The 14,153-nt window shown below is 37.4% G+C and carries 16 protein-coding genes and 2 pseudogenes; 17 read left to right on the forward strand and 1 reads right to left on the reverse strand.

Translation table 11 applies throughout. The features are described 5' to 3' along the window. Positions 1-7: 7 nt before the first annotated feature. The 9 genes and pseudogenes from AC1DVK_RS24610 to AC1DVK_RS24650 form a co-directional block, all read left to right on the forward strand. A pseudogene (locus AC1DVK_RS24610) lies at positions 8-241 on the forward strand (terminase TerL endonuclease subunit); the annotation flags it as partial. Between the two features lie 15 nt (positions 242-256). Then, positions 257-1,408 carry a phage portal protein gene (locus AC1DVK_RS24615; protein ID WP_477627615.1) on the forward strand — a complete coding sequence of 384 codons (1,152 nt, stop codon included), beginning with the start codon at positions 257-259 and terminating at the stop codon, positions 1,406-1,408. Beyond that, entirely contained in the window at positions 1,398-2,123 is a 726-nt protein-coding gene (locus tag AC1DVK_RS24620) for a head maturation protease, ClpP-related (RefSeq protein WP_477627604.1), read from the forward strand. Before AC1DVK_RS24615 ends, AC1DVK_RS24620 begins: the two co-directional genes overlap by 11 nt. 12 nt (positions 2,124-2,135) lie before the next feature. Next, on the forward strand, positions 2,136-3,281 hold the full coding sequence (locus AC1DVK_RS24625) for a phage major capsid protein (RefSeq protein WP_477627605.1): 1,146 nt from the start codon (positions 2,136-2,138) through the stop codon (positions 3,279-3,281). 44 nt (positions 3,282-3,325) lie between these two features. Beyond that, positions 3,326-3,577 (forward strand): phage gp6-like head-tail connector protein, encoded by a 252-nt coding sequence (locus AC1DVK_RS24630; protein ID WP_477627616.1) that lies wholly within the window; start codon positions 3,326-3,328, stop codon positions 3,575-3,577. Next, positions 3,564-3,932 (forward strand): phage head-tail adapter protein, encoded by a 369-nt coding sequence (locus AC1DVK_RS24635; RefSeq protein ID WP_477627606.1) that lies wholly within the window; start codon positions 3,564-3,566, stop codon positions 3,930-3,932. Before AC1DVK_RS24630 ends, AC1DVK_RS24635 begins: the two co-directional genes overlap by 14 nt. Then, positions 3,929-4,321 carry a hypothetical protein gene (locus AC1DVK_RS24640; protein ID WP_477627607.1) on the forward strand — a complete coding sequence of 131 codons (393 nt, stop codon included), beginning with the start codon at positions 3,929-3,931 and terminating at the stop codon, positions 4,319-4,321. The genes AC1DVK_RS24635 and AC1DVK_RS24640 overlap by 4 nt, the downstream gene beginning before the upstream one ends. Continuing rightward, entirely contained in the window at positions 4,321-4,710 is a 390-nt protein-coding gene (locus AC1DVK_RS24645) for a hypothetical protein (protein WP_477627608.1), read from the forward strand. Before AC1DVK_RS24640 ends, AC1DVK_RS24645 begins: the two co-directional genes overlap by 1 nt. 37 nt (positions 4,711-4,747) lie before the next feature. After that, positions 4,748-5,374: a major tail protein gene (locus tag AC1DVK_RS24650; protein ID WP_477627609.1), complete on the forward strand. Its 627-nt coding sequence runs from the start codon at positions 4,748-4,750 to the stop codon at positions 5,372-5,374. Positions 5,375-5,629: 255 nt separating this feature from the next. On the opposite strand, the gene AC1DVK_RS24655 is transcribed toward AC1DVK_RS24650, so the two are convergent. Further along, positions 5,630-6,010 carry an S-Ena type endospore appendage gene (locus AC1DVK_RS24655; protein WP_477627610.1) on the reverse strand — a complete coding sequence of 127 codons (381 nt, stop codon included), beginning with the start codon at positions 6,008-6,010 and terminating at the stop codon, positions 5,630-5,632. A 222-nt stretch (positions 6,011-6,232) separates the two neighbouring features. On the opposite strand from AC1DVK_RS24655, the gene AC1DVK_RS24660 reads away from it, so the two are divergent. The 8 genes and pseudogenes from AC1DVK_RS24660 (at position 6,233) to AC1DVK_RS24695 (ending at position 14,140) form a co-directional block, all read left to right on the forward strand. Further along, positions 6,233-6,676, forward strand: a complete 444-nt coding sequence (locus AC1DVK_RS24660) for an S-Ena type endospore appendage (RefSeq protein ID WP_477627617.1) — start codon at positions 6,233-6,235, stop codon at positions 6,674-6,676. Between the two features lie 458 nt (positions 6,677-7,134). Next, positions 7,135-7,497 (forward strand): phage tail assembly chaperone G, encoded by a 363-nt coding sequence (gpG, locus tag AC1DVK_RS24665; protein ID WP_477627611.1) that lies wholly within the window; start codon positions 7,135-7,137, stop codon positions 7,495-7,497. 38 nt (positions 7,498-7,535) lie between these two features. Next, a complete protein-coding gene (gene gpGT / locus AC1DVK_RS24670) occupies positions 7,536-7,682 on the forward strand; it encodes a phage tail assembly chaperone GT (RefSeq protein WP_477627612.1) in 147 nt (48 codons plus the stop codon). Positions 7,683-7,718: 36 nt separating this feature from the next. Further along, a complete protein-coding gene (locus tag AC1DVK_RS24675) occupies positions 7,719-8,312 on the forward strand; it encodes a hypothetical protein (protein WP_477627613.1) in 594 nt (197 codons plus the stop codon). A gap of 99 nt (positions 8,313-8,411) precedes the next feature. Beyond that, positions 8,412-9,215, forward strand: coding sequence for an HNH endonuclease (locus AC1DVK_RS24680; protein WP_410864011.1), 804 nt, complete (start codon positions 8,412-8,414; stop codon positions 9,213-9,215). Between the two features lie 220 nt (positions 9,216-9,435). Further along, a pseudogene (locus tag AC1DVK_RS24685) lies at positions 9,436-10,407 on the forward strand (phage tail tape measure protein); the annotation flags it as partial. Between the two features lie 1,719 nt (positions 10,408-12,126). Continuing rightward, complete coding sequence (locus AC1DVK_RS24690; RefSeq protein ID WP_477627618.1) at positions 12,127-12,891, forward strand: lytic transglycosylase domain-containing protein; 765 nt, start codon at positions 12,127-12,129, stop codon at positions 12,889-12,891. Positions 12,892-13,019: 128 nt separating this feature from the next. Beyond that, a protein-coding gene (locus AC1DVK_RS24695; RefSeq protein WP_477627614.1) for an IS3 family transposase occupies positions 13,020-14,140 on the forward strand; the annotation gives its coding sequence in 2 pieces (ribosomal slippage) (positions 13,020-13,269 and positions 13,269-14,140; 1,122 coding nt in all). Positions 14,141-14,153 lie beyond the last annotated feature (13 nt).

Below are 14,153 nucleotides of genomic sequence, written 5' to 3' on the forward strand. Positions count from 1 at the left end.
GAATTGAATTGAAATGCTCTTTGCCCAAAAACGTATTATTTTTGGAGATAACCCATTGATGAGGTGGAACACAAATAACATTGTTGTAAAAGTTAAAAATGATGGAAATAAAGACTTTGTCAAAAAAGATGAAGTTAGGAGAAAGACAGATGGATTTTCAGCTTTTGTCTATGCTCTGTGGCAAGCGGATAATATTTTGGAAGAAGAAATGGACTTCTTCTTGGATGATATAGATTTCTAAAAAAAAGGAGGTGAGATTATATTGGGAATACTAGACCTGGTGAAAAGCAGAAATAAAGAACTTGAATTCATATTTGATTTTGATTTAATCCAAGATACTTCCAAGAAAATTCACATGAAGCAATTGGTCATTCAAACATGTATTAATATGATTGGCCGCACCATCAGTCAATCCGAGTTTTATGTTAAGAAGGATAAAAAGATTGTGAAGGATGAAATGTATTATCGGTTAAATGTCAGACCGAACCCGAACATGTCAGCCAGTCAATTTTGGCAAACTGTTGTTCACAAGCTGATCTATGACAATGAGTGTTTGATTATCCAGTCGGATACCGAAGATCTATTAATTGCTGACTCATTCACACGAGTCGAATATGCCCTGGTCAATGATTCATTCAAAGATGTAACCATTAAAGACTATACATTTTCCAGGACATTTCAAATGGGTGATGTTATTTATCTGGAATATAGCAATAAAAAGCTGTCCACTATGCTGGACGGCCTATATGCCGATTATGGAGAACTATTTGGTAGGATCATAGAATTTCAGAATCGCAAAAATCAAATACGTGGACTTGTTGATGTAGAGGCTATCACTGATAAGTCAGAAAAGGGACAAGAAAAGTTACAAAATTATATCAACAAGATTTATAAAGCTTTCTCCGGAAAATCTGTGGCTATTGTTCCTCAACAAAAAGGATTTAAATTAGAAGAAATGAAAAATACAACTCAGCTTCAAAGTGTGGATGAAGTCGCCAAGGTAATTGATGGTTTTTTAGATCAGGTTGCCAAAGTGTTGGGTATTCCTATTGCGTTACTTCACGGTGATATGGCAGATGTAGAAAAACCTACACGTAACTACATGACATTTTGCATTGACCCATTTTTGAAAAAAATCAGGGATGAATTGAATGCCAAGATGATTGATAAAAAGGAATTCCTTGCAGGAAAGAAGGTGGAAACCAAACGGGTTTCTTACAGTAATATTTTTGATGTAGCTGCCGCCGTTGATAAGTTGAGAGCTTCAGGAGCATTTAACGGCAATGAATTGCGTGAAGCATTAGGTGAGGAAAGGGTGGACGATCCTATGATGGATAAATACTTCATCACCAAAAACTATCAAGAAAGTTCAGAAGCACTTAAAGGAGGTGAGAAAAATGAAGCATAAAATTAAAGGTGATATTATCAATTGGAATTCGAGTATTTGGGATTTTAACTATCAAATGAAGTCTATAAAAGAAGATGAGGATATTGATTTATCCGTTAATTCGTATGGTGGCGATGCCTTTTTAGGAATTGATATTTGTAATACTCTTAAAGATCATAAAGGACTTGTTACTGTGACGATAACAGGTATGGCAGCAAGTGCTGCATCCGTTATTTGTATGGGTGCTGATAAAATACGAGCGCATGCAAATACCATGCTGATGGTCCACAATGCTCAAACATTTGTAGCTGGAGATGCTAAAAAACTTCGAAAGGCTGCTGATGATGTCGAAAAGGTTAGCCAAGCTGTATTGAAATCATATACAAATCGGATAGATGAGGATACGATGAAAAAATTACTCGATGATGAAACATATCTTACTGCTGAAGAAGCATTAAAATATGGGCTAATTGATGAAATCATCGATGCTGAACCAGAAGAGGTCGAGTCTGAAATATTCGAGAACAAAGCAAAAGCATTTAACAATAAAATTACGGCTGCTGTTGCACCAAAGCAACCTATCTATGCATCAGCATCAGGCATCGACGAAAACACATTAAAACAAATGTTTACTGAATTTAAAAATGAAATTAAAAATGAATTAAAACCAAAAGAGATTGTTCCTGATCCTGTTGCACCTAAACAGAACTTGAGCAGTCTCTTTTTACATTTATAGGAGGTATGGATAATGACGATTAAATTTAATAATTTCGCAGAGAAAAAACAGGCATTTGCTAAAGCAACACAGGAAGGTAGTGCTGAAGAACAGTCTGCTGCGTTAAATAATATGCTGGAAGCGTTGGCTCAGGACGTACAGGGCGATATTATGAATCAAGTTAATACATCAATGCTTGACCGTTCTATCATGCAAGCAAGGGGGGCTAATGTCCTTACGAGTGAAGAGACAAAGTTTTTCAATGTCGTGATTGAAGAGGGTGGATTTAAAGATACAGAAACACTCCCTAAAACAACACAAGAACGGATTTTTGATGATCTAGTTGAAGGGCATCCATTACTGCAGCAATTAGGTATTCAAAATCTTGGTGCTGTTACAGAAATCATTTATGGAGATCCGGAAGGTGCTGCAGTATGGGGCCCATTATTTGGAGACATCCAAGGGCAACTAAATGCAACGTTTAGAAAAGAGTCTATCAGCCAACTTAAATTAACAGCTTTTATTCCTCTATCAAACGACATGCTAAAACTTGGGCCTGTATGGGTGGAGCGCTATGTTCGGACTATGATTGCGGAAGCAATGTCCGTTGGTCTTGAGCGTGGGTATGTTGCAGGGACAGGAAAAGATATGCCGATTGGATTGTTAAAAGATTTGAAGGGATCTGTTGTGGACGGAAAATATCCTGACAAAGCCTCCGCCGGCACTCTTACCTTTGAACCAGGAAGAAAAACCATTAATGAATTAAAAGGTGTTGTCGAAAAATTATCTATTCGTCCAGTTGGAAAAGATGAAGAAGAAAAAGTACGCAATATAGCTGGGAAAGTTGTAATGGTTGTCAATCCGTTTGACAATTTCGGCATTCAAGCGAATGCGACGGTAAAAAATGCTGCAGGTATATACGTGACAAGCTTGCCATTTAATCCAACCATTACTGAATCCATGTTTGTACCAAAAGGAAAAGTTGTATTCTTTATTCGTGGTGAGTATGTTGCAGCTGTGGGTGGAGCGATGGAAGTGAAGAAATTTGACCAAACACTGGCCATGGAAGACGCGACACTTTATATTGCGAAACAATACGCTACTGGTAAGCCAAAAGATAATTACGCAGCGCAGGTCTATGACTTAGATTTAGACTTAGAGGGCGGCCTTGAGGGGTGATTTAATTGGTCACACTTGAACTATTAAAGGAATTTAAAGAGCGCATGCATATATCCCATTCGAGTGAGGACGACAATTTAAAAAGATTGTTGTCCTTTTCTATTGAGGATTTGCTAGACAAATGTGGACAATTCGATGTGGAAAAGGAGGAGAGGGCCAAGGAGCTAGTCTTTGAACGTACTCGTTATGCCTATAATGATGCCCTTGAATACTTCAATGATAATTTCCTTAGTCAAATTAATAGTTTAGGATTATCTATCGCATTAAAAGATGGTGAACCAGATGAAGCCGTTTAAATATAAACCGCCAAGGGTTAATACAGGAGATTTGCGTACACCCGTTATTTTTCATGAGTGTACAGCAAATGAAGGACCTGAACCTGGTGAATCCGAAAAAAGGATTCTTTATCGTTCTTGGGCCATGGTTGATAATGTTTGGTTGAAAGACTTGGAGATCGCTAAGGCTAACGGGACCTTATCTGATATCACGATCAAGATACGAGACCCACAAGCAGACTATATTCCAGATAATAAGCATTATCTTTCCATCGATGCTCCTGAATACCGAGACAAGCGATATAATGTCAAACACGTTCAACCCGATTTGCAAAATAAGGAGTTCATCACAATCGTAGCGAGGCTAATCGAATGAGTGTAAAGGTCAAAGGTGAAAAAGCACTGGTTGCAGAACTTGAAAGACGTATCGGAAAAATGAAGGCGCAGCAGTTAAGTGATATAGCCTTAAAACGTGGTGCCCAAGTATTTATAAAGGAACTAAAAAGTCAATTTGCATCCTTTAAAGATACCGGAGCATCCATTGAAGAAATAAAAATATCAGAGCCGATGTGGGTGGCCGGTGTTAGAACGGTTAAAGTTTATTGGGGTGGTCCGAAAGGTCGTTATCGAATCATTCATTTAAATGAGTTTGGTACTATACAAAACCCAAATCCTAAAGGGAAGGGTTCAATCGCAAGAGCAATGAGAAACGCTGAAAGGGCTTATCGTGAAGCTATTAAACGATCAATAAGGGAGGGAATTTAATGGATGTATTAGGGATGGTCTATAATGAGCTGATTGCTGACCCATATATTAAGGAGAAGGCTTCTGGAAGGATTAAATTTTATGATTTTCCTGAAAACAGCAGCGTGACAATGGCTCCTAATATCATCATAGATCCATTAGATGTACCTCTTCCTAAAGATTTCGCTGATGATACTTGGCTAACTTATGATTGTCTTTATCAAATTGAAGTGTGGTCAAAAAATAGAACCGTGACAAGAGAATTATCCAATCAGATTCGTAAAGTCATGTGGAATTTTGGTTTTCAACAAGGTACCGGCACTGACGAATGGGATAAGGAAACAGGAATTTACCGTGACGCCAGAAAGTATCGAGGGAAATTGTATAGAGACGATTTAGACACTTTATAAGGTGTCTTTTTTATTATTTAAAATAGGAGTGATTAATTTGGCAGAAGAGAAAAAAAGCTATAGAGCATCAACCGGTGTGAATGAATTTTATTATGCGGTTTTATCAGATGACGATGACCATTCATTTACAGCTGGTGAAATTACCCGGATTAAATTTCTGCAAAATATTGAGGTAGACATGCCGCAAGAAGCGATGAGGGCATATGGGGATAATGGCACGGCTGAAATTGCTATTTCAGGTGGAAATATAACAGTATCCACCCAATTTCACAAAGTACCCATTCAGGATAAGAATATTTTATTTGGTTTAGAAACAGTGGACGGACTTTCATCCATTGGGGGTGAGGATGTGCCACCTTATGTGGCAGCGGTATTTACCAAGACATTTGAGGACGGTTCTAAAGAGTGGGTAGGGCTTACAAAAGGAATGTTCATGCGTTCTAAGATTTCCGGTAAAACCAAAGAAGAAAACAAAGAATTTGATAATGAAGAAGTCACGGGAGAATTTATGGAGCGTTATGTTGAAGGAGCCGAATCTGAAAAATCGGTTCTTTTCGGAGCTGACAAAAAAGGGGAAACAGACAACCGAGATTCTCTATTCCAAAAGATATTTGGCAAGCCTTATCCAGGAACAACTGGAGAACAAGGTGGTGTGGAAGGATAATGACAAACTTTAAAGCTGTTGTAATTGAAGATATCCAGGTCAACAGATTATCTTTATTTAATTTAAGGCTCTTTTAAAGGATGTTGTTATTTTCTTGTAGAACAAACGGGGCAGATTAGTGGAAAAGCCGACCAATAAAGGTAGGCTTTTTTCATACTTTTTTTAGCAGCAGCCTCCGTAACCACCGCCGTATCCTGAAATAACCATAAAGCAGAAATTAAAAGGCACCATGGTGAATTGAATTATTCGTCTTAACTAAGCGCATTTTACGCAATAGTGCAAATCTAATACTAAACTTCCTGTTGCGTTTGCTTCAGGCGTTGCTCCTGTAAGACTTTCGATAGTAATGGATTTCAAATCTTCAACGAAGATTGTTTCCGAACGACCAGGTGTAACAACGATGGTTGATGTTATGACACCCGTGGTATAGTTAACATTAAAGACGGAAGAAGTACTGGTATTAACTACGGTAAATGAACCATTTATTACTAACCCCGTTGGATTAGTAAAGTAGGTAAAAGCAGTAACACTCGGAGTAGGTTGGAAAATGGGATTACATTGTTGAATGTTGACAATTTGCTTGGACACATTATTACAAAAATTAAACACAGCAGAACTTGATGAATTTCCACACATAATATCACCACCTCTTTTCATTATCCTTGTATAGTATGTAAAGTCTGTACATTTTTAACTGGTACAATGCCTGTTTTTTAAAAAAATGGATGTTTGTTGTGGTGCATTCGTCTGAATTCCTCATACAAAGTAATATGGAGAGGAGCAGGCTTTATGAGAAAGAAGTGCAAACGAAAAAAACATAGATTGCGAATGTATCTGTCACTCCAAAAACAAAGTAATATGGAGGGGAGCAGGCTTTATGAGAAAGAAGTGCAAACGAAAAAAAACATAGATTGCGAATGTATCTGTCGCTCCAAAAAGAAAAAACGGAGTAGAAAATGTCCCCGGAAAAAGCTTATTTGCATACACAGATGTGTTCCCATTAACCAAAAATGTGATGACGCTACGACTCAGACGTATTTTTGTGTCTCGTCGGATTCCAATATAAAAAATCCTTCTGGAACCATCACAATAATAAACACTAGTAATTCATGTACAATGCAAGTTACCATAACCAAATTGTCCAATGATCATGAGGATATTGATGTTGCTCCGAATTCATCGTTTACTGCAATTGTCGCTAATCTAAAATCCGTAAAAATCTTATGTAAAAGTCAATCCAATAATGATATATATTGTACTGGTTCTATGGAGTTGGATATCCATTACACTTTAATGTTCTAATTTTTTACAGTCGGCAGCAAACTACTGATTTGAAGGAGAATTTTACTAACTATAATTAAAATTAAATTTCAAGCTTTAAGTCTTAGTGAAAGATACTAAATGTTTTCAAGTCATTATTCGTTTCTTCTTCGGTAATGCCGATATTACGCAAGGTAACGGAAGGATGGGAATGATGCAGGATCCGTTGTAACATGGCAATATCTTAGTGGCCACGGCATGGGATTTTGAGGATTTGGTTTCCCCGCATGGGTATGGGTATTGAGAAAGTCAATTGACATTAAATCCCAATAATCCACACCTACTTTCCTTGTCCTCATTTCAATGTATTCAAGGAAAAGAATATCGTGTAGATACGCGTAATGGATAAGCTAATGATGCACTAAAGAAGACCACAATTTTTAAGTGGTCTCTTTTTATTTGTTTAAAGCCTAATTTAAAAAACGAAGGGATGTTATGAAATGGCAAATTTAAAAAGAAACATGATCGAATTGGTGAAAGAAGTGAAGGAAGGTGAAATTGAAACGGTGAAATATCTTACACCTGTTTTCATTCCCTTTTCAGTAGTTTATGAAGCAATCGATATGACACAGGAAATTGATAAAAGTGAAGAAAGTAAAAGTGCTGGATCAGAAAAGGAATTAATTGATAAGTTACTGGATTTTGTAGCAAACAAGATTTATAACAAGCAATTCACAAAAGAAGATTTATTTAATGGCCTTCACGCACCAGATGCTATTCAAACCCTCCAAGAACAAATTATGTTTGTGGCTCAAGGTAGGCAAAACGATGAAACAAAAAAGTTTTTGGCGCAGAAAGGTTAACGGATGAGGACTTTTCCCCAACCAAGCAAAAAGATTACATGGACAAACTCATCCTTGATCTTATAAAAGATGGTAAGGATATCAACGAAATATTGGGTATGCCTTACCATTTTTTACTTGAAATATTAAGAGAAGAAAATAAACCAAATCAAGAGAAATCCTTAATCGTCGCATTCGGAGGTTAGGGATTTTTTTATTGGTATGAGAAGGGAGGGTGATTGATGGAGAAGATAGAAGGCCTTTCGATTGGACTTGACCTTGACTCCACAGCCCTCAATCGTGGTCTAACTGGGGTAAAGGATAAGTTAAGGACTGTAAACAGTGAAATGAAGGCAAACATGTCAGCTTTTGACCGTGGTGATCGTTCTATTAGAAAATACGAAACAAGTTTATCTGGTTTGAATAGGAAACTAGAAGTGCAAAAAGAGGTCACAAAACAAGCCAAGGCTGAGTACGAAAAGATGGTCAGAGAGCATGGTGAAGGATCTAAAGAAGCGGATAAAGCTGCCAAAAGCTATAACAATGAAGTGGCTTCCTTAAATAACTTAGAACGCTATGTGGGACGAACACGTGAGGAACTAGAAAAGCTAAAAGAACAACAAAAGATAGCCGAATCAAGTTGGGGTAAGCTTGGTAAAAAACTTGACGAAACAGGCACTCGTTTAACCAAAGTCGGCGATAGCATGAAAAGTACGGGAAAGTCCTTATCTATGTATGTAACAGCTCCATTGGTTGGTTTGGGTGGAATGGCGGTTAAGGCTTCAATTGATTTTGAAAGTGCGTTTGCTGGGGTAATTTCTTGCCCTCTCTATTAGAAATAATAGGGTAATAAATCGAGCAAAAACGGTGAAGGCTAAACTAATTATGATATAATTTTTACAATAAATTTGAACACTGTCCGAGGTGTTTTTTGTATGGCGCAAATCAAAACAAAATGTACTAATTGTGGAATTGAAGTGTTAAGATATCCCAGTCAATGTTTAAAAACTGTATATTGCTCAAGAGAATGTAGATCGAAATATTTCCAAGAAAAACACACGGTTTTATTTAAGTGCGATTTTTGTGGGATGCAGAAGAGAATTAGAAAAGCCAATTATAAAACAGAAGGAAATCATTTTTGTTCAAGGATTTGCAAAGATAAATGGCAAAGAATAGGTTTAAAAGGCTCTAGTAATCCATTTTTTCAAAAAGTACATTCTGAAAAATCAAAGAAAAAAATAAGAGAAAAAAAATATGGGAAATTTACAGGTCTGGATAGTCCTAATTACAATACACATCAAGTAAATTGCGCATACTGTGGAAAAATAGTGTTGAAGATAGGATATCTGTTAAATCGAAGCAAGCGGCTTTTTTGTTCGATTGAATGCCATGGAAAATGGAAATCTGAAAATCTTCGTGGGGAAAATAGTCCCTCTTGGAATCATGATCTTTCAGAAGAAGAAAGAATAAGTAAAAGGAAATATCCGGAATACTATGAATTTATCTCTGGTGTTATGAAAAGGGATTCTTACACTTGTGATTTGTGTGGTAAACAAGGTAAGTGGGGAGACGGATTAAACGCACACCATTTGAATAGCTATGACTGGGATAAGCAAAATCGAACAAATATAGATAATGGCATAACCCTTTGTAAAAAATGTCATATGGACTTCCACAAAAAGTACGGTTACGGAAAAAATACAAAAGAACAATATAGCAAATTTAAAGAGAGCATATAATGGTTCTCTTTTTTTATATCATAATTAGCATGTTAATACCGTGGTAACTTCATAGATTGCGAAAGGCTATGAAGCACCGTAGAGCATAGTGGGTGAATAAATATAATCCTGCCAAGAGTGTTCGACACCGTATAGGTGAAAATGTATGCCGAACTTACAGGAAACTGTAAGAAACAAAGGATAAAAAACCTTTGTGATAACAAATTGAAGAAAAACAGTAGACGCTACTGAAGGCGAGTACAAAGTATTGGAAAAACAAATTCTTAACATGTCAAAAACATTGCCTGTTTCTGCAAATGATATAGCTGCTGTTGCAGAATCAGCGGGACAATTAGGCATTAAAAAAAGCAGCATTATGGATTTCACAAGAACCGTCATTGATTTAGGCGAGTCGACTAACATGACGAGAGAACAGGCTGCTACCGAATTTGCTAGATTCGCAAACATAGTCAAAATGCCACAAAAGAACTTTGATAGATTAGGTAGTTCTGTGGTTGCTTTGGGTAATAACATGGCAACCACTGAATCGGAAATCGTGGATATGTCCATGAGATTGGCTGCTCAAGGCAGTCAAGTCGGTATGACTGAATCTGATATCATGGCTCTTTCTGCAAGTATGTCTTCCTTAGGTATCGAATCAGAAGCAGGCGGTACGGCGATGACAACCGTACTTAAAAAGATAGATAGTGCGGTGGGTTCAGGTGGTAAATCTTTAGAAGAATTCGCAGAAGCAAGTGGTGTTTCTGCAGAAGACTTTAAAAAGGCATGGGAAAGTGACCCTATAAAGGCATTGGAAATGTTTATACAAGGGTTAAGTGAGTCTGGAAAAGAAGGGGAAAACCTAACTTCGGTTCTAGGTGATTTAGGTATTAAGGGAATCAGGGAATCTGATACTATCTTGCGATTGGCAGGAAATGCAGGACTATTAGGAGAGGCTGTAGGATTGTCCTCCGAAGCGTGGGAGGAAAATACAGCATTATCCAATGAGGCAGAACAAAGATATGCAACAATGGCATCTAAATTGGGAACCGTAAAAAACAATATCTTTGCTTTAGCTAAAGACATCGGGGACATATTAAGCCCATATGTGATAAAAGCGGCAGATTTGTTTAATAGCTTGATAGATAGAATGTCGGGTATGTCGAAACATACTAAAATCGCAATGGTTGTTATCGCGGCATTAGCTGCAGCAATCGGTCCATTATTGGTTGCAGGAGGATTCTTCATCGGCTTTTTAGGTAGTACAGCAACAGGACTTTCAAAACTATTTCCGTCCATTGCAAAAGCAGGTGGGTTGTTAAAATGGCTAAGGTTGGGGTTTACTGCTTTAACGGGTCCCGTTGGGTTAACTATTGGTATTTTAGCGTTATTAGCTGCAGGTATTATCATTGCTTATAAAAAATTCGAGCCTTTTCGGAATGCTATTAATAAATTAAAAGATGTTTTTGTAAGTGCATTTAAAATAATAGCGGATTACTTTAAAAGTAAAATAGCGGAAATGAAAGTCTTCTGGGATTCAAACGGGAAACAATTACTCCAAGCCTTCCAAAATATTTTTAATGGGATCTTGTTTGTGATCAAACCTATGATGCCGATACTTGAGGCTATCTTTAAAGTAACATTTAAAGTTATTTTAGAAATTGTAAAATCAGTTATCGGAAATATTAAAGGTGTAATAGACGGTGGACTAAAGGTCATCATGTGTTTAATACAAGTTTTTTCCGGATTGTTTACTGGTGATTTCTCGAAAATGTGGACAGGAATCAAGAATATCTTTTCAGGTTCCATTCAGTTTATTTGGAATTTCATGCAGCTAATGTTCTGGGGTAAGATGCTTAAAGGTATTTTATCATTAGCGAAATTAATGGTTAATGCATTCAAGGGCATGTGGACTAGCATAAAAGGTGTATTCTCTACAGTCATTAAGTGGATCGTGGATTTTGTAAAGAATAGATTTACTTCCATGAAAAATACAATCAATACTATTACAACCACAATTAAAAATCTCATTTCGACCATTTGGAATGGAATTTTAAACTTTTTCAAATTAGTGATTAAATCTATTGTGGATTTAGTTAAAAATCGTTTTACTACTTTGAAAAATACAATCAATACCATCTTCAGCGGAATCCGTAATCTAACTAAAACCATTTGGAACGCCATAAAGGATTCCATTTACACGCCTATCAAAAATGTGGTAACAAACACCATAAGTCGCTTTACACATTTAAAATCACGCATATCAGACATATTTGGCACAATTAAAAAAAATATTAAGGGCTATGTTTCGGACATGGTTGAAACCGTAAAGGGTATGCCGCAAAGGATGTCAGATGGTCTGAAAAAGACAGGCGGTAAGATTAAAGAAGGTGTTATATCCGTATCCAATAAAATGGTATCGGGACTTGGTAAAGGTGTAAATGGCGTTATTACAGGCGTTAACTGGGTTATGGGTAAGCTCGGAGTAGAAAAGAAATTAAGCGAATGGAAAGTTCCACAATATGCAAAAGGTACAGACGGGCATCCTGGAGGATTGGCCGTTGTTGGTGATGGTAAGGGTTCTAACGCTGGACAAGAATTAGTACAAACCCCTGATGGACAACAATATTTATCTCCGGAAAAATCTACACTAGTTAATTTACCAAAGGGCACTCATGTTTTACCTGCAAGCCTGACGAAGCAATTGATCCCACATTATGCATGGGGTACGGACTTTGGTAAGAAAGTTAAGGATACTGCCGTAAATGTTTGGGAATATGCAAGCAATCCTAGCAAGCTATTGAATCTATCCATGAAAACATTAGGGATTAACGCACCTAGTGAAGATGGCACTTTAGGTAAAATTGCAAAAGGTGGTTTCACAAAAGTAAAAAACAGTGCCGTGGATTTTGTAAAAGAAAAAATGAAAGGCATGTTTGACTTTGGTGGAAGTGGAAATGTTTCCGGTAACGTAAAACAGTGGATAAGTGAAGCTATTTCAAAAACTGGTGTTCCGGGAAATTGGGCAGCGCCATTATCAACGATTGCAATGAAAGAATCTGGCGGACGTACTGGTCCATCCACCATTAACAAATGGGATAGTAACTGGAAACGGGGCACTCCTTCCATGGGGCTTATGCAGACCATCAAACCAACTTTCGATGCTTATAAAATGAAGGGCTATAATGACATTATGAATCCAGTCCATAATGCAATTGCAGCCATTCGGTATATTAAATCAAGGTATGGAACACCTTTCAATACTCCAGGTATCAAATCCATGGCGAGGGGCGGACCGTACAAGGGATATGCCACTGGTGGTTTAATCCGCAATGAAGGCATGTATAATCTTGCGGAAGATGGATGGCCTGAATTCATCATACCTACTAACCCAAGCAAACGGACAGATGCCATGAAGTTGTTGGCTTTGGCTGGAAAGACGGTGGATAAAGGAAACAAGCGTCCTGGACAATTGCCGAATGTAGGGGGCAGTAGTGAAGTAAATAACGTACTACAAAAATTACTTGAGGCTACGCTTGAGCAAACACAGGTGCTTTTACAATTATTAAGGAAGGATACAGATATCATTTTGGATGGCCATTCGGTAGCGAAAGGTATTCATAGAGAAGTGGCTAAATATCAGACGCAAGATAAAAGAATAAGTAAAAGAACGATTAAAGGGAAGGTGAGAAAGTGAACAGTTTTACTTTCGATGGTATTTCAAAGCCATACCTTACTGTCCTTAAAGTGAATCGTCTACACTTATCTGGACAGATATTTTAAGGGCAGCTACACTTAACTTATTACAGATAAGGAGCACTCAAAATGACGAAAAGAGAACGCCGTACATTCACTTCCGAATTTAAAAAACAGATGATTCAACTCTATCAAAACGGAAAAACACGAAAGGCTCTTATTGAAGAATATGAACTTACTCCTTCTTCTTTAGATCGATGGATTCAACAGGGTGAAAACACAGGTTCCTTTAAGGAAAAAGATAACCGTTCTCCCGAGGAAAGCGAGCTTATCAAGCTGCGAAAAGAATTGAAACAGTTACAGATGGAGAATGATATTTTAAAGCAAGCAGCGCTGATACTAGGACGAAAGTAAATGTTATTAAGCGAAACAAAGACAAATACTCGGTATCAGCCATGTGTAACGTCCTGGATCTATCGCGGAGCACCTATTATTACGAATCAAAAGAACGAAACTCAGAAGATGATGTCACGCACGCCATTATAGAAATATTTGAAAAGAACCGTAMGGTATACGGAACACGTWAGATTAAAGTAGAGTTAATGAAGCTCGACCTAACGGTCTCCAGACGCCGAATTGGTCGGATTATGAAAGAGCAAGGGCTTGTATCATCTTATACAGTCGCTCAATACAAACCGCAGCAATCCTCATGTAACGAGTCAGTCCTGGCTAACGAATTAAATCGGGAATTTCAACAAAAAGAAGAGAAAAAAGTAGTGGTCAGCGACTTAACATATGTCAAAGTCAAAAATAAATGGCATTACATATGTGTCTTTGTCGATCTCTTTAATCGTGAAATTATTGGCTTTAGTACGGGGCCTAATAAGGACGCTCAGCTTGTGGCACGCGCATTTGCATCCATCAAAGGAAACCTTCATGATATTCAGCTCTTCCACACAGATCGAGGGAATGAATTTAAAAACAAGCTAATTGATGAAACGTTAACCACGTTTAAAATTGGCCGTTCACTTAGTATGAAAGGTTGTCCATATGATAACGYCGTCGCGGAAGCGACCTTTAAAATCATTAAGACTGAGTTCGCCAATCAAAAAAAGTTTACGAACTTATCCCAGCTAACGCTCGAATTTGGAGACTATGTGAACTGGTTTAATAAGCTAAGAATTCATGGAACTCTTGGCTACTTAAGTCCTCTAGAATATAAAAAATTATCCCTTAAAAAAGTTGTTTGATTTAGTGTTGACA

The sequence above is a fragment of the Peribacillus sp. P4_B1 genome, from assembly GCF_056402395.1.

Bases quoted from the DNA above. Each gene is read 5' to 3' on its own strand.
- gpGT (WP_477627612.1), top strand. From the start codon at position 7,536: ATGGACAAACTCATCCTTGATCTTATAAAAGATGGTAAGGATATCAAC.
- AC1DVK_RS24640 (WP_477627607.1), top strand. From the start codon at position 3,929: ATGAGTGTAAAGGTCAAAGGTGAAAAAGCACTGGTTGCAGAACTTGAA.
- gpG (WP_477627611.1), top strand. From the start codon at position 7,135: ATGGCAAATTTAAAAAGAAACATGATCGAATTGGTGAAAGAAGTGAAG.
- AC1DVK_RS24680 (WP_410864011.1), top strand. From the start codon at position 8,412: ATGGCGCAAATCAAAACAAAATGTACTAATTGTGGAATTGAAGTGTTA.
- AC1DVK_RS24660 (WP_477627617.1), top strand. From the start codon at position 6,233: ATGGAGGGGAGCAGGCTTTATGAGAAAGAAGTGCAAACGAAAAAAAAC.
- AC1DVK_RS24655 (WP_477627610.1), bottom strand. From the start codon at position 6,010: ATGTGTGGAAATTCATCAAGTTCTGCTGTGTTTAATTTTTGTAATAAT.
- AC1DVK_RS24635 (WP_477627606.1), top strand. From the start codon at position 3,564: ATGAAGCCGTTTAAATATAAACCGCCAAGGGTTAATACAGGAGATTTG.
- AC1DVK_RS24675 (WP_477627613.1), top strand. From the start codon at position 7,719: ATGGAGAAGATAGAAGGCCTTTCGATTGGACTTGACCTTGACTCCACA.
- AC1DVK_RS24690 (WP_477627618.1), top strand. From the start codon at position 12,127: ATGTTTGACTTTGGTGGAAGTGGAAATGTTTCCGGTAACGTAAAACAG.
- AC1DVK_RS24630 (WP_477627616.1), top strand. From the start codon at position 3,326: ATGCATATATCCCATTCGAGTGAGGACGACAATTTAAAAAGATTGTTG.
- AC1DVK_RS24625 (WP_477627605.1), top strand. From the start codon at position 2,136: ATGACGATTAAATTTAATAATTTCGCAGAGAAAAAACAGGCATTTGCT.
- AC1DVK_RS24620 (WP_477627604.1), top strand. From the start codon at position 1,398: ATGAAGCATAAAATTAAAGGTGATATTATCAATTGGAATTCGAGTATT.
- AC1DVK_RS24645 (WP_477627608.1), top strand. From the start codon at position 4,321: ATGGATGTATTAGGGATGGTCTATAATGAGCTGATTGCTGACCCATAT.